This window comes from Vreelandella olivaria, from assembly GCF_023507745.1.
GTDB classification, from domain to species: domain Bacteria; phylum Pseudomonadota; class Gammaproteobacteria; order Pseudomonadales; family Halomonadaceae; genus Vreelandella; species Vreelandella olivaria_A.
The window spans coordinates 57,198-73,588 of record NZ_JALPZO010000073.1; the positions used below are offsets into that span (position 1 = coordinate 57,198).

The 16,391-nt window shown below is 53.9% G+C and carries 18 protein-coding genes; 14 read left to right on the forward strand and 4 right to left on the reverse strand.

Features of this window, described 5'->3' with window-relative positions:
* Window positions 1-26 precede the first annotated feature (26 nt).
* The 5 genes from HP566_RS06640 (at window position 27) to HP566_RS06660 (ending at window position 5,437) form a co-directional block, all read left to right on the forward strand.
* A complete protein-coding gene (locus HP566_RS06640; RefSeq protein ID WP_249976481.1) occupies window positions 27-494 on the forward strand; it encodes a TRAP transporter small permease in 468 nt (155 codons plus the stop codon).
* 18 nt (window positions 495-512) lie between these two features.
* Window positions 513-1,796, forward strand: a complete 1,284-nt coding sequence (locus HP566_RS06645) for a TRAP transporter large permease (RefSeq protein WP_249976482.1) — start codon at window positions 513-515, stop codon at window positions 1,794-1,796.
* 34 nt (window positions 1,797-1,830) lie between these two features.
* Window positions 1,831-3,018 carry a fumarylacetoacetate hydrolase family protein gene (locus HP566_RS06650; RefSeq protein WP_249976497.1) on the forward strand — a complete coding sequence of 396 codons (1,188 nt, stop codon included), beginning with the start codon at window positions 1,831-1,833 and terminating at the stop codon, window positions 3,016-3,018.
* A gap of 1 nt (window position 3,019) precedes the next feature.
* Window positions 3,020-4,540 carry an aldehyde dehydrogenase (NADP(+)) gene (locus HP566_RS06655; protein ID WP_249976483.1) on the forward strand — a complete coding sequence of 507 codons (1,521 nt, stop codon included), beginning with the start codon at window positions 3,020-3,022 and terminating at the stop codon, window positions 4,538-4,540.
* A gap of 171 nt (window positions 4,541-4,711) precedes the next feature.
* Window positions 4,712-5,437, forward strand: a complete 726-nt coding sequence (locus tag HP566_RS06660) for an SIMPL domain-containing protein (protein ID WP_249976484.1) — start codon at window positions 4,712-4,714, stop codon at window positions 5,435-5,437.
* A 29-nt stretch (window positions 5,438-5,466) separates the two neighbouring features.
* On the opposite strand, the gene greB is transcribed toward HP566_RS06660, so the two are convergent.
* Window positions 5,467-6,000 carry a transcription elongation factor GreB gene (gene greB / locus HP566_RS06665; protein WP_249976485.1) on the reverse strand — a complete coding sequence of 178 codons (534 nt, stop codon included), beginning with the start codon at window positions 5,998-6,000 and terminating at the stop codon, window positions 5,467-5,469.
* 207 nt (window positions 6,001-6,207) lie between these two features.
* On the opposite strand from greB, the gene HP566_RS06670 reads away from it, so the two are divergent.
* The 6 genes from HP566_RS06670 (at window position 6,208) to cysN (ending at window position 11,363) form a co-directional block, all read left to right on the forward strand.
* A complete protein-coding gene (locus tag HP566_RS06670) occupies window positions 6,208-6,852 on the forward strand; it encodes a TRAP transporter TatT component family protein (RefSeq protein ID WP_249976486.1) in 645 nt (214 codons plus the stop codon).
* A 69-nt stretch (window positions 6,853-6,921) separates the two neighbouring features.
* Entirely contained in the window at window positions 6,922-7,605 is a 684-nt protein-coding gene (locus HP566_RS06675; protein WP_249976487.1) for an NUDIX domain-containing protein, read from the forward strand.
* A 2-nt stretch (window positions 7,606-7,607) separates the two neighbouring features.
* Window positions 7,608-8,054 (forward strand): DUF1249 domain-containing protein, encoded by a 447-nt coding sequence (locus HP566_RS06680; RefSeq protein WP_249976488.1) that lies wholly within the window; start codon window positions 7,608-7,610, stop codon window positions 8,052-8,054.
* The gene (locus HP566_RS06685) at window positions 8,054-8,788 is read left to right on the forward strand and encodes a metallophosphoesterase (protein WP_249976498.1); all 735 of its coding nucleotides are present in this window, start codon (window positions 8,054-8,056) and stop codon (window positions 8,786-8,788) included. The genes HP566_RS06680 and HP566_RS06685 overlap by 1 nt, the downstream gene beginning before the upstream one ends.
* Window positions 8,789-8,970: 182 nt before the next feature.
* On the forward strand, window positions 8,971-9,930 hold the full coding sequence (cysD, locus tag HP566_RS06690; protein WP_249976489.1) for a sulfate adenylyltransferase subunit CysD: 960 nt from the start codon (window positions 8,971-8,973) through the stop codon (window positions 9,928-9,930).
* Window positions 9,930-11,363: a sulfate adenylyltransferase subunit CysN gene (cysN, locus tag HP566_RS06695; RefSeq protein ID WP_249976490.1), complete on the forward strand. Its 1,434-nt coding sequence runs from the start codon at window positions 9,930-9,932 to the stop codon at window positions 11,361-11,363. The genes cysD and cysN overlap by 1 nt, the downstream gene beginning before the upstream one ends.
* A gap of 56 nt (window positions 11,364-11,419) precedes the next feature.
* Here cysN and HP566_RS06700 read toward each other — a convergent pair whose 3' ends face one another.
* Genes HP566_RS06700 through HP566_RS06710 form a run of 3 tightly spaced genes read right to left on the reverse strand, consistent with a single transcriptional unit; the run spans window position 11,420 to window position 13,691 of the window.
* Window positions 11,420-12,229, reverse strand: coding sequence for a substrate-binding domain-containing protein (locus HP566_RS06700; RefSeq protein ID WP_249976491.1), 810 nt, complete (start codon window positions 12,227-12,229; stop codon window positions 11,420-11,422).
* Between the two features lie 29 nt (window positions 12,230-12,258).
* The gene (locus HP566_RS06705; protein WP_249976492.1) at window positions 12,259-12,990 is read right to left on the reverse strand and encodes an ATP-binding cassette domain-containing protein; all 732 of its coding nucleotides are present in this window, start codon (window positions 12,988-12,990) and stop codon (window positions 12,259-12,261) included.
* Window positions 12,987-13,691 carry an ABC transporter permease gene (locus HP566_RS06710; RefSeq protein ID WP_249976493.1) on the reverse strand — a complete coding sequence of 235 codons (705 nt, stop codon included), beginning with the start codon at window positions 13,689-13,691 and terminating at the stop codon, window positions 12,987-12,989. Before HP566_RS06710 ends, HP566_RS06705 begins: the two co-directional genes overlap by 4 nt.
* A 341-nt stretch (window positions 13,692-14,032) precedes the next feature.
* On the opposite strand from HP566_RS06710, the gene HP566_RS21555 reads away from it, so the two are divergent.
* From HP566_RS21555 to HP566_RS06720, 3 genes are all read left to right on the forward strand, one after another.
* The gene (locus HP566_RS21555) at window positions 14,033-14,155 is read left to right on the forward strand and encodes a hypothetical protein (RefSeq protein WP_284041347.1); all 123 of its coding nucleotides are present in this window, start codon (window positions 14,033-14,035) and stop codon (window positions 14,153-14,155) included.
* 62 nt (window positions 14,156-14,217) lie between these two features.
* Window positions 14,218-15,273, forward strand: coding sequence for an App1 family protein (locus HP566_RS06715; RefSeq protein ID WP_425348176.1), 1,056 nt, complete (start codon window positions 14,218-14,220; stop codon window positions 15,271-15,273).
* A 106-nt stretch (window positions 15,274-15,379) separates the two neighbouring features.
* The gene (locus HP566_RS06720) at window positions 15,380-16,054 is read left to right on the forward strand and encodes a zinc metallopeptidase (protein WP_249976495.1); all 675 of its coding nucleotides are present in this window, start codon (window positions 15,380-15,382) and stop codon (window positions 16,052-16,054) included.
* Window positions 16,055-16,391 lie beyond the last annotated feature (337 nt).

Consider the following 16,391-nt stretch of genomic DNA (forward strand, 5'->3'; position numbering starts at 1 on the left):
GGGGAGCCTTGGTTCAGGAGTCTGGTATGAAGTTTATTTTTATGTGGCTGGACCGTGTTATGCGGCTGGATGAGGTCGTGGCCACCGCAGCGGTATTTGCGCTGTTTCTTGTGGCAATCAGCAATATCTTTATGCGCTATGTGTTCAGTGCGCCCCTGGCATGGACCGAAGAAATTCTTCAACTACTGCTGGTTTGGGCCACTTTCCTGGGGGCGAGTGCGCTCGTTCGCCGTAAAGAGCATGTGTTCATCAGTTTTGTCACCGATAAGCTGCCGCCTCGTCTTGCTCACTGGAATGAGCAGGTTTTCAGCGTTGCTATCATCCTCGCCAGCGCGATAGCCATGCTCTATTGGGGTACTCAATTGTTGAGCTTTTCAGCGTTCCGTAGCACACCGATGCTACAAATTCCCTATTACTGGATTCATGTGGCGATCCCCGTCAGTGCTGTGGTGATGATTTACCACTGCATGGTGCGGTTGGTTCAGCGACGTTAACCTTCAGGAGCGAATCACATGGCTGTCAGTATTGCTCTAGGTGCACTGTTTCTGCTGTTTCTATTGGGCACCCCCGTCGCTTTTGCGCTCTTTTTCTCTACCTTTCTCTATTTTATCGTTGGCGCCGATCAGCCAATGATGATGCTGATCCAGCGGTTGGCGGGTGGGCTGGAGTCCATTTCCCTGCTGGCGATTCCCTTTTTTATTATGGCCGGCGTCTTCATGAATTACTCCGGCATTACGGACCGGCTGCTAAAACTGGCTGAGTTGCTTACCCGGCGTATGCATGGCGGGCTGGCACAGGCCAACGTGCTGCTGAGTACCTTTATGGGTGGGTTGTCAGGTTCCAACATCGCTGACGCTGCCATGAACTCCAAGCTTCTGGTACCCAGCATGACGGAAAAGGGCTATCCCAAGCCTTTTTCCAGCGCGGTGACTGCAGCGTCATCACTGGTTACCTCCACCATCCCCCCAGGTATTGCCTTAATCGTATATGGCTATGTCAATAATGTGTCGATTGGGCGACTGTTCCTGGCTGGCGTTGTTCCAGGCATATTGATGGCGGCGAGCTTAATGATACTGACTTCATATCTTTGTCGTCGTTATGGTTATCAGCCGCCTGAGCGCCGCAAAGTTAGCCGTCATGAATGGGTTAGCGTTACCCGGGCCGGTATCATTGCCTTGATGCTTCCGGTTGTGGTGATTGGCGGTATTCGTATCGGCGTGTTCACGCCTACCGAAGCGGGCGCGATTGCAGTGCTTTATGCCCTGATTGTAGGGGTTTTCGTTTATAAGCAAATGACACCCAAGAGCATCGCTCTGGCCACCAACGAGTCGCTGCTGGCGTCTGTCAACGTACTCTTCATTATTGCAGTGGCTTCCGGATTTGCCCGCTTCTTAACCTGGGAGCAGATCCCCCAGGAAATAGCCATGCTGCTCTCCTCACAAGTGGTGAGTGCCATTGCCTTCCTGCTGTTGGCCAATTTGCTGCTCCTGGTGTTGGGCATGTTCCTGGAGGGGAATGCCATCCTGATTGTGTTGTCTCCGCTGCTGGCGCCAGTGGCTGCCCAGTTTGGTATCGACCCGGTTCACTTCGGCATCATCTTTATTATTAATGCCACTATCGGAACGATCACCCCACCGCTTGGGACGGTGATGTTTACCACCTGCAGTATTACCGGGGTCAGTATTGCAGACTTTATTCGTGCCGTTTTACCGTTCTGGATGGTGATGGTAGGCATTTTGCTGCTAACCACCTTTGTTCCCGCGATTTCTCTGGCACTGCCGAATTTTGTTTTCTGATGACTTCAAAGAGAACGCTATGACACAAATAATGATGCAGTCTATCTCTGCTGAGGACTGCCTGCCCCATGACCTGGATCGTGCCCTACTGGTAGGGCGTGTGTGGCGCGATGCTCCTGTTGCGGGGCCTGCCATTGTAGTCGTACGGGGCGGCAGGGTGGTGGATATTTCAAGCAGTGTTGCAACCCTGGCTGACCTGTTGGACCAGTCCCATCCTGGGCGGGTTGCCGCTCAACTGGAAGGCGAAGATCTTGGGCCAGTAGAGCAACTACTGGAAAACTCCCTGGCTGAACCGAAGGTAGCCCCCTGGTTGCTTGCCCCTTGTGACTTGCAGGCGGTTAAGGCATGCGGTGTTACCTTTGCCGTCAGTTTGCTGGAGCGGGTCATTGAAGAGCAGGCAGGAGGTGATCCCCATCGTGCTTCAGAGCTGCGTACGGATATCCAGGCAGTGATTGGTAGTGACCTGGCGCAGATTCAGCCAGGCTCGCAAGCGGCGATGGCGCTGAAGAAAGCGTTACAGAGCCGGGGTGTCTGGTCGCAATATATGGAAGTTGGCATTGGGCCGGACGCAGAGGTGTTTACCAAGGCACAGCCGCTGTCGTCGGTTGGGTTTGGTGACAGGGTGGGACTGCATCCGGCCTCACGCTGGAATAATCCTGAGCCGGAAATCGTGCTGGCCGTTAACGCCCAGGGTGCTATTCAGGGCGCCGCACTGGGCAATGATGTCAACCTGCGGGACATCGAAGGACGCAGTGCACTCCTGTTGGGTAAAGCGAAGGATAATAACGCCTCCTGCGCCATTGGTCCCTTTGTACGTCTGTTCGATGAGTACTTTACGTTAGACACCGTACGCCAAGCCTCTGTGGTATTGCGTATCGAGGGAGAGGATGACGGCTTTCTGCTGGAGGATGCCAGTCATATGCGCGAGATAAGTCGGGACCCGCTGCAACTGGTTGAGCAGACGATCGGTACCCATCACCAATACCCTGATGGCTTTATGCTCTTTTTAGGCACCATGTTCTCGCCTGTCCAGGACCGGGACGGGCCTGGACAGGGGTTTACTCATCATCTTGGTGACCGCGTCACCATTGCCACCCCTTCTCTGGGTGCCCTGGTCAATCGTGTTGGTCGCAGTGATCAGCTCCCCCCCTGGACCTTTGGGCTGCGGTCGCTATACGCCCATCTAACCCAGCGCACTACTTCCACGTATAAAGGAGAGTGATATGACATTAACGGGAAAATTATTAATCGGACAACAGAGGGTCAATGGTCGGCAGGGAGAGGTTCAGGCAATTAACCCTGCCACTAATGAGCTATTGGCACCTGTTTACCATGGCGCCAGCCTCAGTGAGGTACAGCAGGCGTGTGATCTTGCGGAAGCCGCCTTTGATACTTACCGAGCAACATCTCCTGAGACGAGAGCCGGGTTTCTGGAAACCATCGCAGAGGAGATCGAAGCTCTGGGTGCTGCCTTGGTTGAGCGGGCTATTCAGGAAAGCGGCCTTCCTCAGGCGCGTCTGGAAGGTGAAAGGGGGCGCACCTGTGGTCAGTTGCGGTTGTTTGCCGATGTGCTGCGCCGTGGTGAGTGGCAGGATGTGCGTTTAGACCCCGCCTTGCCCGAGCGTAGCCCAATGCCCCGTCCTGAACTGCGCCAGCGGCGCATTGCGGTGGGGCCGGTGGCTGTCTTCGGTGCCAGTAACTTTCCTCTGGCCTTTAGTGTAGCTGGTGGTGATACCGCATCGGCACTGGCGGCTGGCTGCCCGGTAGTGGTTAAGGCTCACCCGGCTCATCCGGGCACCTCTGATCTGGTCGGCCAGGCCATCCAGAAGGCGGTGGTACGCTGTGAATTACCAGAAGGCGTCTTTTCATTACTGTATGGCGTGGGTAATGAAGTGGGGCAGGCGCTGGTTTCCGACCCGCGCATACAGGCGGTTGGCTTTACCGGCTCACGTGCAGGTGGTTTGGCATTGATCGCAACGGTGCAGCAAAGGGCACAGCCTATCCCTGTCTACGCTGAAATGAGTTCCATCAATCCCGTATTGCTGCTGTCTGGGGCCCTGCAAACAAGGGCGAGTGAATTGGCGGCGGGTTTTGTCAGCTCTTTAACCCTGGGGGCTGGGCAGTTTTGTACCAACCCAGGCCTGTTACTTGCTGTCAAAGGTAACGCCCTGGAGGGCTTTGTTGAACAGGCGAAGCAGCATGTAGAGGAGAGCATCGCCCAAACCATGCTGACGCCTGGTATCCATTCAGCCTATCAACAGGGGGTGGATACTATCTCCAGCCACGCCGAGAGGGTGGCGCAGGGCAGAGCATCCGAAGGGCCTAACCAGTGCCGCACTGCGTTATTCAGAACGACAGCGGAGACGTTTTGGGAGTCAAAGGAACTTCACCAGGAGGTGTTTGGTGCCGCAGCCTTGATCGTGGAGTGCCACGACCAGGAGGAGATGCTGGAGATTCTCAACCGCCTGGAAGGGCAGTTAACCATCACCCTACAGATGGCGGATGAGGATCTTGACTCTGCTCGTCACTGCCTGCCCTTGCTTGAGCGTAAAGCAGGCCGGTTACTGGTCAATGGGTGGCCAACGGGCGTGGAAGTGTGTGATGCCATGGTGCATGGCGGGCCATTCCCAGCCACATCGGATACCCGTACCACCTCCGTTGGAAGCACTGCTATCGAGCGTTTTCTGCGTCCTGTGTGTTATCAGAACTTCCCGGCAGGTTTGCTCCCGGAGGCGTGTGCCTAACATCATGGGAGCGTTGCAAAAACACTTCCTTGAACTTGCCACAATCATCTACCGACGGCTCAACCAATTACGACTATGATTCAAGGACTATGATTCAAGGACTATGATTCAAGGACTATGATACACAATGGTTATTGGATCTTTTGACGCCCGTTGGAAGAGGTGAGTGTGATGGCAGGAAGCATTCGTAATACGGCAATCGTGGGAAGTGCCATTGTGCTGGGTGGGTTGCTGGCGCTGGGACTCATTTGGGGTGGCAGCTATTTCAAGGGGGCGGCAGAGGTATGGCAGCAATCCTCCCGGAGTGTCACGGTGCGGGGGTTGGCCGAGCGTGAGGTGGCCGCTGATATGGTGCTATGGCCGCTAAACTATACGGTTAACGCTAATTCGCTATCTGATCTTGAGCAGCAGCTTTCCAGTAATGAGCAGCTGATTCGCCGGTTTTTGACTGAGCACGGTTTCGATATGGCCCAGGTAAGCGTAACGCCGCCACGTATAACGGATCAGTTCAGCAATCGGTATGGTGGCGATCGGCCGGACGAGCGCTACCGTGCCGAGGCCACACTGCTACTGCGTACCGGGAATGTGGAAGGTGTGATTGAGGCAGTCCCTCAGGCCACCGCATTGGTACGCCAGGGAGTGCTGCTTTCGCCCAGCTATGAGTACCGCACTGAGTTTTTATTTACCGGACTTGATGCCATCAAGCCGGAAATGATTGCTGAAGCCACCGCTGATGCCCGGAATGCTGCCCAGCAGTTTGCCGAGGACTCGGGCAGTGGGGTAGGTGGCATTCGTCAGGCGACACAAGGTTATTTCTCTATTGATGACCTGGATAGCTATACGCCGCACATAAAACGGGTAAGAGTGGTCACTACCATTGACTACTCGCTGGAGTAATCAGGTTGGCTGCCCCGCATTGGGGCAGCTTACCTATCAGGGTAGCGAATGTCAGTAATGGTGTAGAACGCTTCACCGTTAGGCGTCATTACCGTGACATCATCATCTATCTCTTTGCCCAGTAGCGCCTTGGCCATCGGTGCATCCACGCTGATCCAGCGTTTTTGAGTGTTAATCTCGTCATGACCCACTAGGCGAATGTGCAGTGCTTCCCCTTCCTCATCTTCCAGGCTGACAAAGGCACCGAAAAACACTTTATCGGTGTTTGCCGGGAGTCTATCCACTACCTGCAACTCATCCAGGCGCTTGGTCAGATAGCGGATACGCGCAATAACGCGGTTCAGTTCTTTCTTGTTATAGGTGTAGTCAGCATTTTCACTGCGGTCGCCAAGGGCGGCAGCTTCACCCACTTTGGCCGAGAGCTCGGGACGTTTGACCCGTGAAAGGTGATCCAGAATACCCCGCAGGCGTGCCGCGCCTTCAGCGGTAATCAGGTTGCTTTTGGGAGCCTGGCGAGGGTCTTTGGCTGGGTCACGCCAGCGCGTCATGTGGCGGCCTTTCATCGCATTTTTTCCGCTTTGTTCAAAACATCAAGCTTACGCTACCTTGGTGATTTATCACAAAGTGTCTGTCTACTGGCGAATCATTCAAACGTTCGTTACATTGTGAGGGTGGTCTATAGACCGACTATAAACGCCACGCTTCAGGGCTGCCCAAGCGGATACTGTGCAGCTGTTTACGTTATACAAAAATAAAGTAGGAGCTCTCCTATGCGCACAACGCCATTCTCTCGCTTACTGATTGCGGCTGCCTTGGGCAGCACGTTAGCGCTGGCGCCATTAACGGCGATAGCCTATGAAAGCGAGCTGTTTTCACTTAAAAACCGCTGGGAGCATACGGTGACCGAAATGCCCGCCAATCAGCGGGAAAGTACCCTGCGGTCGCTGGCCGGTGAAGCGGAGCAGCTTGCCAGTCAAAACCCGAATGAAGCTGACGTATTAATTTGGCAGGGTATTGTACTGGCATCCTATGCCCGTGAACGCGGTGGGTTGGGGGCATTGGGTACCGCTGGTGATGCTCGCGATGTGCTGGAGCGGGCGATTGAAATTGACCCACAGGGAGGCAATGGCTCTGCATACGTCACGTTGGGCGCCCTTTACGACCGTGCACCTGGGCGGCCATTGGGTTTTGGTAACAGTAATACGGCTGAGCGCATGTTTCAGCGTGCGTTAGAAATTCGCCCGGACGGTATTGATGTGAACTACTACTACGCGGCATTCCTGAAAGAAGAGGGCAATACCCAGGCTGCCCGTGAGCATGCCCAGCGCGCCGTGAACGGCACTGCCCGTGAGAATCGTCTACTCTCGGATGAAGCGTTACGCCGGGATGCCGAGGCCTTGCTGCAAGCGCTATAGCTTCTCTGAATTGGCATTCCCGATGGCAAGCATTGATAATAGTACGATTGTTATCATTGGGAGTGCCTCATGGCGTCCAGCGCTACCACCACTGTACCCGACACATCTGCCCCGTTTCAGTTTGGCCGGGGCGATGTTGAGCTGTTCCAGCGTGAGATTCTGCATCAGGGGTTTTTCCGTCTGGAAGCGCTAGAGCTGCGCCACCGTTTATTTGAAGGCGGCTGGAGTGGCACCATGCGTCGTGAGGTGCATAACCGCTTTGATGCGGTTGGTGTATTGCTCTATGACCCCGCCCGGGATGCCCTGGTACTTGTGGAACAGTTTCGTGCCGGTGCAGTTGATGATCCTGTTTCCCCCTGGAAGCTTGAGTTGGTAGCTGGATTGGTGGAAAAAGGGGAAACATTGGCAGAGGTCGCCCGCCGGGAAGCGCAGGAAGAGGCGGGCTGCCACGTTGGTCAGCTTACTCAACTGCATACCTATTATCCAAGCCCTGGCGCCTGTAACGAGCGTGTGACCCTGTTTTGTGGATTGGTCGATACGCAAGGGCTGGGGGGCGTGCACGGGCTGGATGAAGAAAACGAAGACATTCGGGTGCATGTCGTCGCGTTTCCAACGGTATGGGAACTCCTGGAGCAGGGAAAACTCGACAACGCCATGTGTTTGATTGCGCTGTATTGGTTGGTGGGGCAACGTGCTTCGCTGCGAGCCGCTTCTCATCGAGCACTTACACCAAGCGAATCTGCTAAGGAGTGAACATGGCCAGAACTGCTTATGTCACCGATTTGAAATCCCTGCAGGGTGAGTGCAGCGCCAACTATTTGCGTTTGATTCGTCTGGTGGGGGATATGGAGAGTGGTCAGCAGCGTGATATTGCACTGTACGGCGACGAGCAGCATTTTGGGGATTTGCATCTCACTATTCTGCAGCAGGCTCCCTATACCACCATGCTGGAAGTGACCCAGTCCGGGCCGCTTGACGCGGTGATGGAAGGGCCACGTATGCGTGTTCACCTCTATCATGATGTACGCATGGCTGAGGTGACGGATTTTCAGCGTGAGCGCCATTTTAGTGGGCGTTACCGCTACCCCAATGCCAGGATGCACCAGCCGGATGAAAAGTTGCAGATCAATCGCTTTTTAGGTGAATGGCTGGCTCATGGCCTGGCTCATGGGCATGCCTACGATATACCGGAGATGCCATGATGCGGCTGGTGCAAATTACCGATGCCCACCTGCACGCAGATAAGGACGCCCGCTCTAGGGCGGGTATTCCCTGGCGCCAGTTCCAGCAGGTGCTGGAGGCCGTTATCGCCGAACGTCCTGATGTGGTGGTGTTAACGGGAGATGTTAGCCAGGATGAAACGGCTGCTTCCTACGCACTGGCATGTCAGGCACTTGCTGGTTTGCCATGCCCCTGGTTCTGGATACCTGGAAACCATGATCAACTTGAATTTATGCGGGCAGAACATCCGATACTGGAAGAGGTGGACCTGGAGCAGTGGCGCCTGTTGCTGTTGAATACCCGTGTGGAAGGACAGCCCTATGGTGAGTTGGGCAGTGAGCAGCTTTCTTCACTAGCGGCCCGGTTGGAGGGTGATGATCGTCCAACGGTGATTGCCATGCACCACCCGCCGGTTAATGTTGGCGCCGTGTGGATGGACGCCATCGGTTTACATGATCGGAATGCATTCTGGCAACTGTTGAGTGCTTATCCTCAGGTAAAAATCATTCTGTTTGGACATGCCCACCAAGCCTATGCCCAACAGCACACCATCGACGGGGAAATGATCGGCGTCTATGGCTGCCCAGCCATAGTCGATCAGTTTATGCCGGGTGCGGAAGATTTCATGATTGATGAAGCCTCACGACCTGGTTATCGCATCATTGATATGCATGGAGATGCATGGCACACCTGGGTTGAGCGCGTGGAGGTATAGAGGTGTGGTGATTGTCATTATCCGCATAGGTGATAAAGATATAAAAAGATAGTTATTAATTCTTTTGGGTTATTATCGGCTGAGCGTTACCCTATCCATCATTAGCCATCTTTTCGGCATATCACCGATGCATGGCCAACAACGTTTGCACGCGCAAGTACCGTTTTGTGAGGGAGTAGGTAATGAACCAGTTTTCGGCGCCGTCGGCGTCCCGAAGTGAGGTGCCCGGCGTACCTGACGCGGCACGCTTGACCCATCTTAAGCAGCTAGAAGCTGAATCGGTCCACATTATCCGGGAAGTAGCCGCTGAGTTTAGTAACCCGGTGATGATGTACTCTATCGGTAAAGACTCTTCGGTGATGCTCCATTTGGCGCGTAAGGCATTTTATCCTGGTACGCCACCCTTCCCGCTCATGCACGTGGACACCACCTGGAAGTTTCGTGAAATGATCGAATTCCGTAACCGCATGGCAGAAGACGCGGGTATGGAGCTGATTGTGCACACCAATGAAGAGGGGCGTGCAGCCAATATCAATCCCTTCGACCATGGCAGCGCCAAATATACCGATATTATGAAAACCCAGGCGTTGAAACAGGCGCTGGATAAATATGGCTTTGACGCTGCTTTTGGTGGCGCACGGCGTGATGAAGAAGCTTCCCGTGCCAAGGAGCGTGTTTACTCGTTCCGTGATAAATACCACCGCTGGGACCCTAAAAATCAGCGCCCTGAGCTTTGGAATGTGTACAACGCCAAAGTGAATAAAGGCGAGTCCATTCGTGTCTTCCCGCTCTCCAACTGGACCGAGTTGGATATCTGGCAGTACATCTACCTTGAGTCGATCCCAATTGTGCCGCTCTATTACTCCGCCAAACGGCCGGTAGTGGAACGTGATGGCATGCAGATTATGGTCGATGACGACCGGTTGCCCCTTGCCCCTGGTGAGGTACCCGAAGAGAAGTGGGTGCGCTTTAGGACACTGGGCTGCTACCCGCTGACAGGCGCGGTTGAGTCTACCGCAGCCACACTGCCAGAGATTATCCAGGAAATGCTGCTGACGAAAACCAGTGAACGCAGTGGTCGCGCTATTGACCACGACCAGGCAGGCTCCATGGAGAAGAAGAAGCGCGAGGGGTATTTCTAATGGCACATCAATCCACGCTAATTGCCGATAACATCGAGCAATATCTTCACGAGCATGAAAACAAAGACCTGCTGCGTTTTATTACCTGTGGAAGCGTCGATGATGGTAAATCCACGTTGATTGGGCGATTGCTGCACGACTCCAAAATGATTTTTGAAGATCAGTTGGCAGCGATCACCAAAGCCTCTAAAACCAGTGGTACGACTGGCGATGCAGTGGATTTAGCGCTGTTGGTCGATGGCTTACAGTCCGAGCGTGAGCAGGGCATCACCATTGATGTCGCTTATCGTTTTTTCTCCACCGATAAGCGTAAGTTTATTATTGCGGACACCCCAGGGCATGAGCAGTACACCCGCAATATGGCTACCGGTGCTTCAACCGCCAGTTTGGCCATTATTCTGATTGATGCCCGTTATGGGGTGCAGACCCAAACCCGCCGCCACAGCTTTATCGCTGACTTATTGGGCATTCAGCACTTGGTGATTGCGGTTAATAAGATGGATCTGGTGGACTTCTCAGAGCAACGCTTCAAGGAGATTGTGGAAGAGTATCGTGCCTTTGCCACCAATTTAACGGCCCCGGATATCCGCTTTGTACCGCTGTCGGCCCTTAATGGCGATAACGTGGTCAACCAAAGTGAGCAGACGCCATGGTATTTTGAAGCGGGCTATGAAGGTAAAACACTGATCGAACTACTGGAAAGTGTTGAGATCAGCCGCGACCAAAACCTTACCGATCTACGCCTGCCAGTGCAGTATGTTAACCGGCCCAACCTGGATTTCCGTGGTTACTGCGGTACGTTGGCGGCAGGTGTAGTGCGGCCAGGGCAGGCAGTGAAGTCGCTTCCTTCCGGAAAAACATCACGGGTTGCTCGTGTTGTAACGTTTGATGGTGATCTGGATGCCGCCTATCCGGGGCAGGCGATTACCGTCACTCTGGAAGACGAAATTGATATATCACGGGGTGACTGGCTGGTAAGCGCGGATGCAGACGTGCCGATCTCCAATACCTTTCTGGCTGATATTGTCTGGATGCATGAAGAGGAACTCGTACCCGGAAAGCTTTATGACTTTAAGCTTGCTACCCGCGACCTTTCTGGCCAGATTAACGCTATTGAGTATCAGATAGATGTTAATACGCTGGAAAAGCACGCTGCGAGTTCATTGGGCTTGAACGCTATTGCCCGCTGTGAGGTAGAACTTACCGCAGCCATTCCCGTGGACAACTATGGTACCAGCCCAGGTACCGGTAGCTTTATCATTATCGACAGGCTCACCAATGTGACCGTGGGGGCGGGAATGATTCGTGGCGTTAGCGAGGCAGGTGGGCAGGCAGCTACCACTGACTGGGCTGCGTTTGAGCGCGATCTAAACGCGCTGGTACGCAAGCACTTTCCACACTGGGAAGCGAAGGATATCCGCAGTCTGCTTTAATCACTTACGGCTTTTATCTTAAGCCGCCTTGGTTTCAAGGCGGCTTTTTTCAGGCGTTATTCGGCGTTGGGGAAAAACAGTTGCTGGCCGTTCACTTCAAAATCGGCGATGGCCTGCTGTCCCTCTTCTGATACGAGCCAGTGATGCCACTGAGCGGCTAGGTCGTGTTTTAAATACGGGTGTTGTTCGGCAGAAATCAACAGACTGCCATACTGGTTAAACAGCACATTATCGCCTTCAAACAGCAGTGTTAGATCCTGTGGATTTTCAAAGGCTACCCAGGTTGCCCGGTCTGAAAAGCTGTAAGCATTCATGCCTGCCGCTGTATTCAGGGTTGGCCCCATTCCGCTGCCAAGTTCACGGTACCACTCACCTTGAGGTGTTATCCCTGCATCTTCCCATAACCTCAGCTCAGCCCGATGAGTACCGCTGTCATCACCTCGTGAGGCGAAGGGGAACTCACTTTCTGCGATGCGGGTAAAGGCATCTTTAACACTCTCGCTACTACTGATCCCCGCTGGGTCGTCGCTGGGGCCTACAATCACAAAATCGTTATACATTATATCCAGGCGCTCGGTGGCATAGCCATCGGCAATAAACTGCTCTTCACCTGCGGTGTCGTGTACGAGTAGACTGTCGGCATCGCCGCGGCGGGCAATCTCAAATGCCTGCCCCGTGCCGACTGCCACCACGCGTACCTCGACGCCTGTGGCATCGGTGAACGCAGGGATGATGGCGCTAAATAGCCCTGAGTTCTCGGTTGATGTGGTAGACGCCAGAGTAATGTAGTCACTGTCAGCAAGCAGTGATGTGCTCCAGGAGATGCCCGCTAAGCTTACAGTGGCCAGAATTGTCATTTTTTTCATGGATTTGCTCCTTGCAAATTGGCACGGGGTTACCATACGAGTTCCCCCCGCATAAAAGCCCCCGCTTGCACTGAAGTTGGGGTGTCAAAAAAGTGTTGGGCAGGCGTGTGCTCCAGCACCTGACCGCTATACATAAACAGCACCTCATCCGCTAAGCGGCGTGCCTGATGCAAGTCGTGGGTGGACATGATGATGCGTGTGCCTTGTTGATGAAATTCATTCACCGCATCTTCAACGGCCTTAATGCCAGCCGGGTCCAGGGCGGAGGTGGGCTCATCCAAAAACAGTACAGCAGGTTTGAGTAGCCAGGCGCGAGCAAGCGTGAGGCGCTGCTGTTCACCCCCGGAAAGTACTCGTGCCGAGCGCTTTGCAAGCCCCGACAAGCCAAATTTTTCCAGCGCTTGCAGAGCCAGTGCTTTGCGCTGTCGGTAAGGAACGCGTTGAATTGCCAATGTGTAGGTCAGGTTATCCAGCGCGGTGCGGCGTAATAGCACCGGGTGCTGAAATACCATGGCTTGCACGGGCGGTTTTGTACCCTCCCACTCAATATGTCCGCTGGTAGGGGGCAGCAACCCATGAGCCAAACGCATGAACAGGCTTTTACCTGCGCCGTTAGGTCCCATCACAAGCGTGCGCTGGCAACCTGAAAGCGACAGTGTGGTCGGCGCGAGCAGACAGTGCCCCCGGTGCTCGAAACACATCTGTTTGAAATGCAGCGCAGGCACATCAGACGTGACTGGTACTGATAAAGGGGCGTTCATCCTAGCCGCCTCTTCGATGTTTCACCGACAATGTGTGCAAAGGCGTTAATCAATGTCACCAGTGTTAGCAGTACGATGCCCAGGCCCAGTGCCAGCGGCAGATTGCCCTTGCTGGTTTCCAGCACGATGCTGGTGGTCATCACGCGGGTAACCCCGTCGATATTGCCACCAACAATCATAACGGCGCCCACTTCGGCGCTGGCGCGGCCAAAGCCGGCCAGGATGACGGTTAGCAGCCCAAAGCGAGCATCCCATAGTAGAGTGGGCATCATGCGCAATCGGTTAAGGCCAAGCGAGTGCAACTGTTCTGCGTACTCATTATGCAGCGCCTCAACCTGCTGCCGTGTAAGCGCAGCAATAATGGGAAACACCAGGATGACCTGGGCAATAACCATGGCCGTGGGCGAAAAGAGAAGACCAAACTGGCCAAGTGGCCCTGCACGGGAAAGCAGCAGGTAAACGCATAGCCCGGCCACTACGGGGGGAAGGCCCATGAGCGCGTTAAGCAGCACAATGAGTGCGTTACGGCCAGGAAAGCGCCAAAGAGCCAGTGCAGCACCCATCGGAAGTGCTAACCCACTGGCAATCAGTGCCGCCAGCAGGGATACCTGCAGCGAAAGCGTGACAATACCAATGAGCCCTGGGTCCATGCTTATAATCAGCGCAAGCGCTGTATAGAACGGGTTATCACCTGCTGGCATAAATTCCTACGATACTATTTTTGTAAGGTGGCGTTGTTGTCATTAAACAAAGTGTATGCGTAAGTTCGCATCATGTAGGCAAAACTGGCGTAATGCACGTTAGGCTGAAATATATGCAGCGCTTTACCCAACGGCCCAGCACATTCCATAGTTATGATGTTAGCGAGCTGGGCAAGGTGTTGTACAACGCCTGGGCGCATCATTGTTAAGGGTGATCAACCTGCTACGCTTGACGATTGTATAAGATGCACCACACTAATAACACTTTGTATGAATCCTGATGCAGTTTAGTGATCAGGCTTACAAGGCTGCGCATACCTCATCACGAAAAGGAGAGCATGATGAATCAAGCACTAAATGGTCAATGTATTGCTATCCTGGCTGCTGACGGCTTCGAGAAGTCAGGGTTTGATGTGTGTGTCGAAGAGCAGCAGCAAGGTAACCACTCGGGTCAGTACACTTAATGGCTTGGTATCGCGAGTGGGCAAGCTTTTCCAAAAGGCTTGTTCACGTTATCGCAAAGCCCATGAAGCGGGATAGTGGTCGTGGAGGAATGGTGGTGCATCCCTACCGTGGCTACGGCTCCCAGGATGAGGTGTTTGTCATGGGGCGGGTATTTCGCCAGGCAGCACTCGGGCGTGCCATCCCCCGGCGGGGTATGCTGCGGGATACCGCAGACGTTACCCGGCGCATCTTTCGGCGTGGTTTGGCTAACGCCCAGGTGGAAATTCGGGTGGGTGATAACCAGTTGTGCGTCACCACCGACCGAGACGGCTATTTTGACGCCCATTTGCCCATCAGTCATGCGTTGCCTGTGGATATTTCCTGGCACCGGGCCGATATCATGGTGCATGCCAAGGATCAGGCGCCGATCAGAACCAGTGTAGAAGTCTATGTGCCGCCTCCTGAAGCAGACTTACTGGTTATCAGTGATATCGACGATACTGTCATGTTTACCGGTGTCGCGGAAAAGCTCAAAATGCTTTACCGCCTATTTGTACGCAAGCCTCATCGGCGTACTGCTTTCCCTGGGGTGGCCTCGCTTTATCAGGCACTTTACCGCGGACAAACAGAGAAAGCCGAACGACCGATTTTATATGTCTCCAGAGGTCCATGGGCCATTTATGAAATGCTGGAAACCTTTTTCCAGCTTAACCGAATCCCGGTTGGCCCCATCCTTTTCCTGCGTGAATGGGGAATATCCTGGCGTAAGCCATGGCCCCGGCGGGCGGAAGCCCACAAGCGCGATCTAATTGATCGCATGTTAGCGCTCTATAAGGGTATGCCCTGCATCTTAATTGGTGACAGTGGCCAGCATGACCCAGAGGTGTATACCGAAGTGGTGAAAGCCTACCCGGACCGTATTAAGGCAATCTATATACGTCGGGTGGATAAAGACCCTAAACGTGAACAAGCGATACAACGCCTGCGTGAAGAACTGATTAATACGGATTGTGAACTGGTGTTAGCTGCTGACAGTGTGTTAATAGCCGAACATGCCTATGCCCAGGGGGATATTTCTGCCAGGGGGTTACAGGCCGTTCAACGCGATGTAGAAGAGCACCAAAACGCTCCCGCGTGAGCAACGCAGAGAAGCCGTGTTGAGTGCACCCGCCCGATGATCGTGGTAAAACTAAACGGTTACCTATCGGTCAGTTAGTAAGTACGTTCATCAGTGGTGAGTGCCCATGGTGCCTCTATTAATTGTGTTTGTGTTAGCTATTTTTGTATTGCCTAACGTATGGGCAAAATGGGTGCTGAAGCGGCACACACGCGGGCGGGATGATTACCCTGGGACTGGCGCCGAGCTGGCCGAACACCTGTTACGCAGGCTGGGGGTTGAAGGTGTCGGTGTAGAGCGCACTGAGCACGGTGACCATTACGACCCGGAAGCACGTTGCGTGCGGTTAACGCCCGATCACTATGATGGCCGCTCACTGACGGCGGTGACCGTGGCCGCCCATGAGGTGGGCCATGCGATTCAGCATCACGAAGGCTATACGCCGCTACTGGCCCGTAGCCGGTTGGTACAGGTGGCGCAAAAGGCGGAAAAGCTGGGTGCCATTTTAATGATGGCGGCCCCATTTCTGTTTGTACTCACACGGCTACCCGGTGGGCTTGTGCTCATTATTGCCATGGCGGTGCTTAGCTTTGGTACTGCCGCGTTGGTGCATCTTGTCACGCTGCCCGTGGAGTTTGATGCCAGCTTTAACCGCGCGCTGCCACTGCTAAAAGAGTATATCCCCCCCTACGATATGCCGGGTGCCCGCCACGTACTTACCGCCTGCGCCTTTACCTATGTGGCGGCCTCTCTGGCCAGCGTCATGAACCTGGGGCGCTGGTTGGTGATCTTGCGCCGCTGAATGTCCCATTATGAATAAATAATTAATGTGCTCCTCTGAGACTGCTGACAAAGTCCCGGTTAGTCCTTTTTTAGTCTTTATATAAAGACGGTAAGCTTTGTACCGAAGAGAAGTTTTTTCACCGACATAAAGAAAAGCAGGGCATTTGTAAGACATCTCTTAAAATTTTGTACGATATCTCTTACATTGTTGTAAGACATCTCTGACACCTGCCTTCAAGGGGTTGTGCTTGGCTCCTGGCTCGTTATTATCACTGTTTCTCATTAACAGTTGATGATTCCAGGAGGGAGCATGGCACTTAGCATGGCGCTCAGCACGGGGCTGCACTTCACCATCC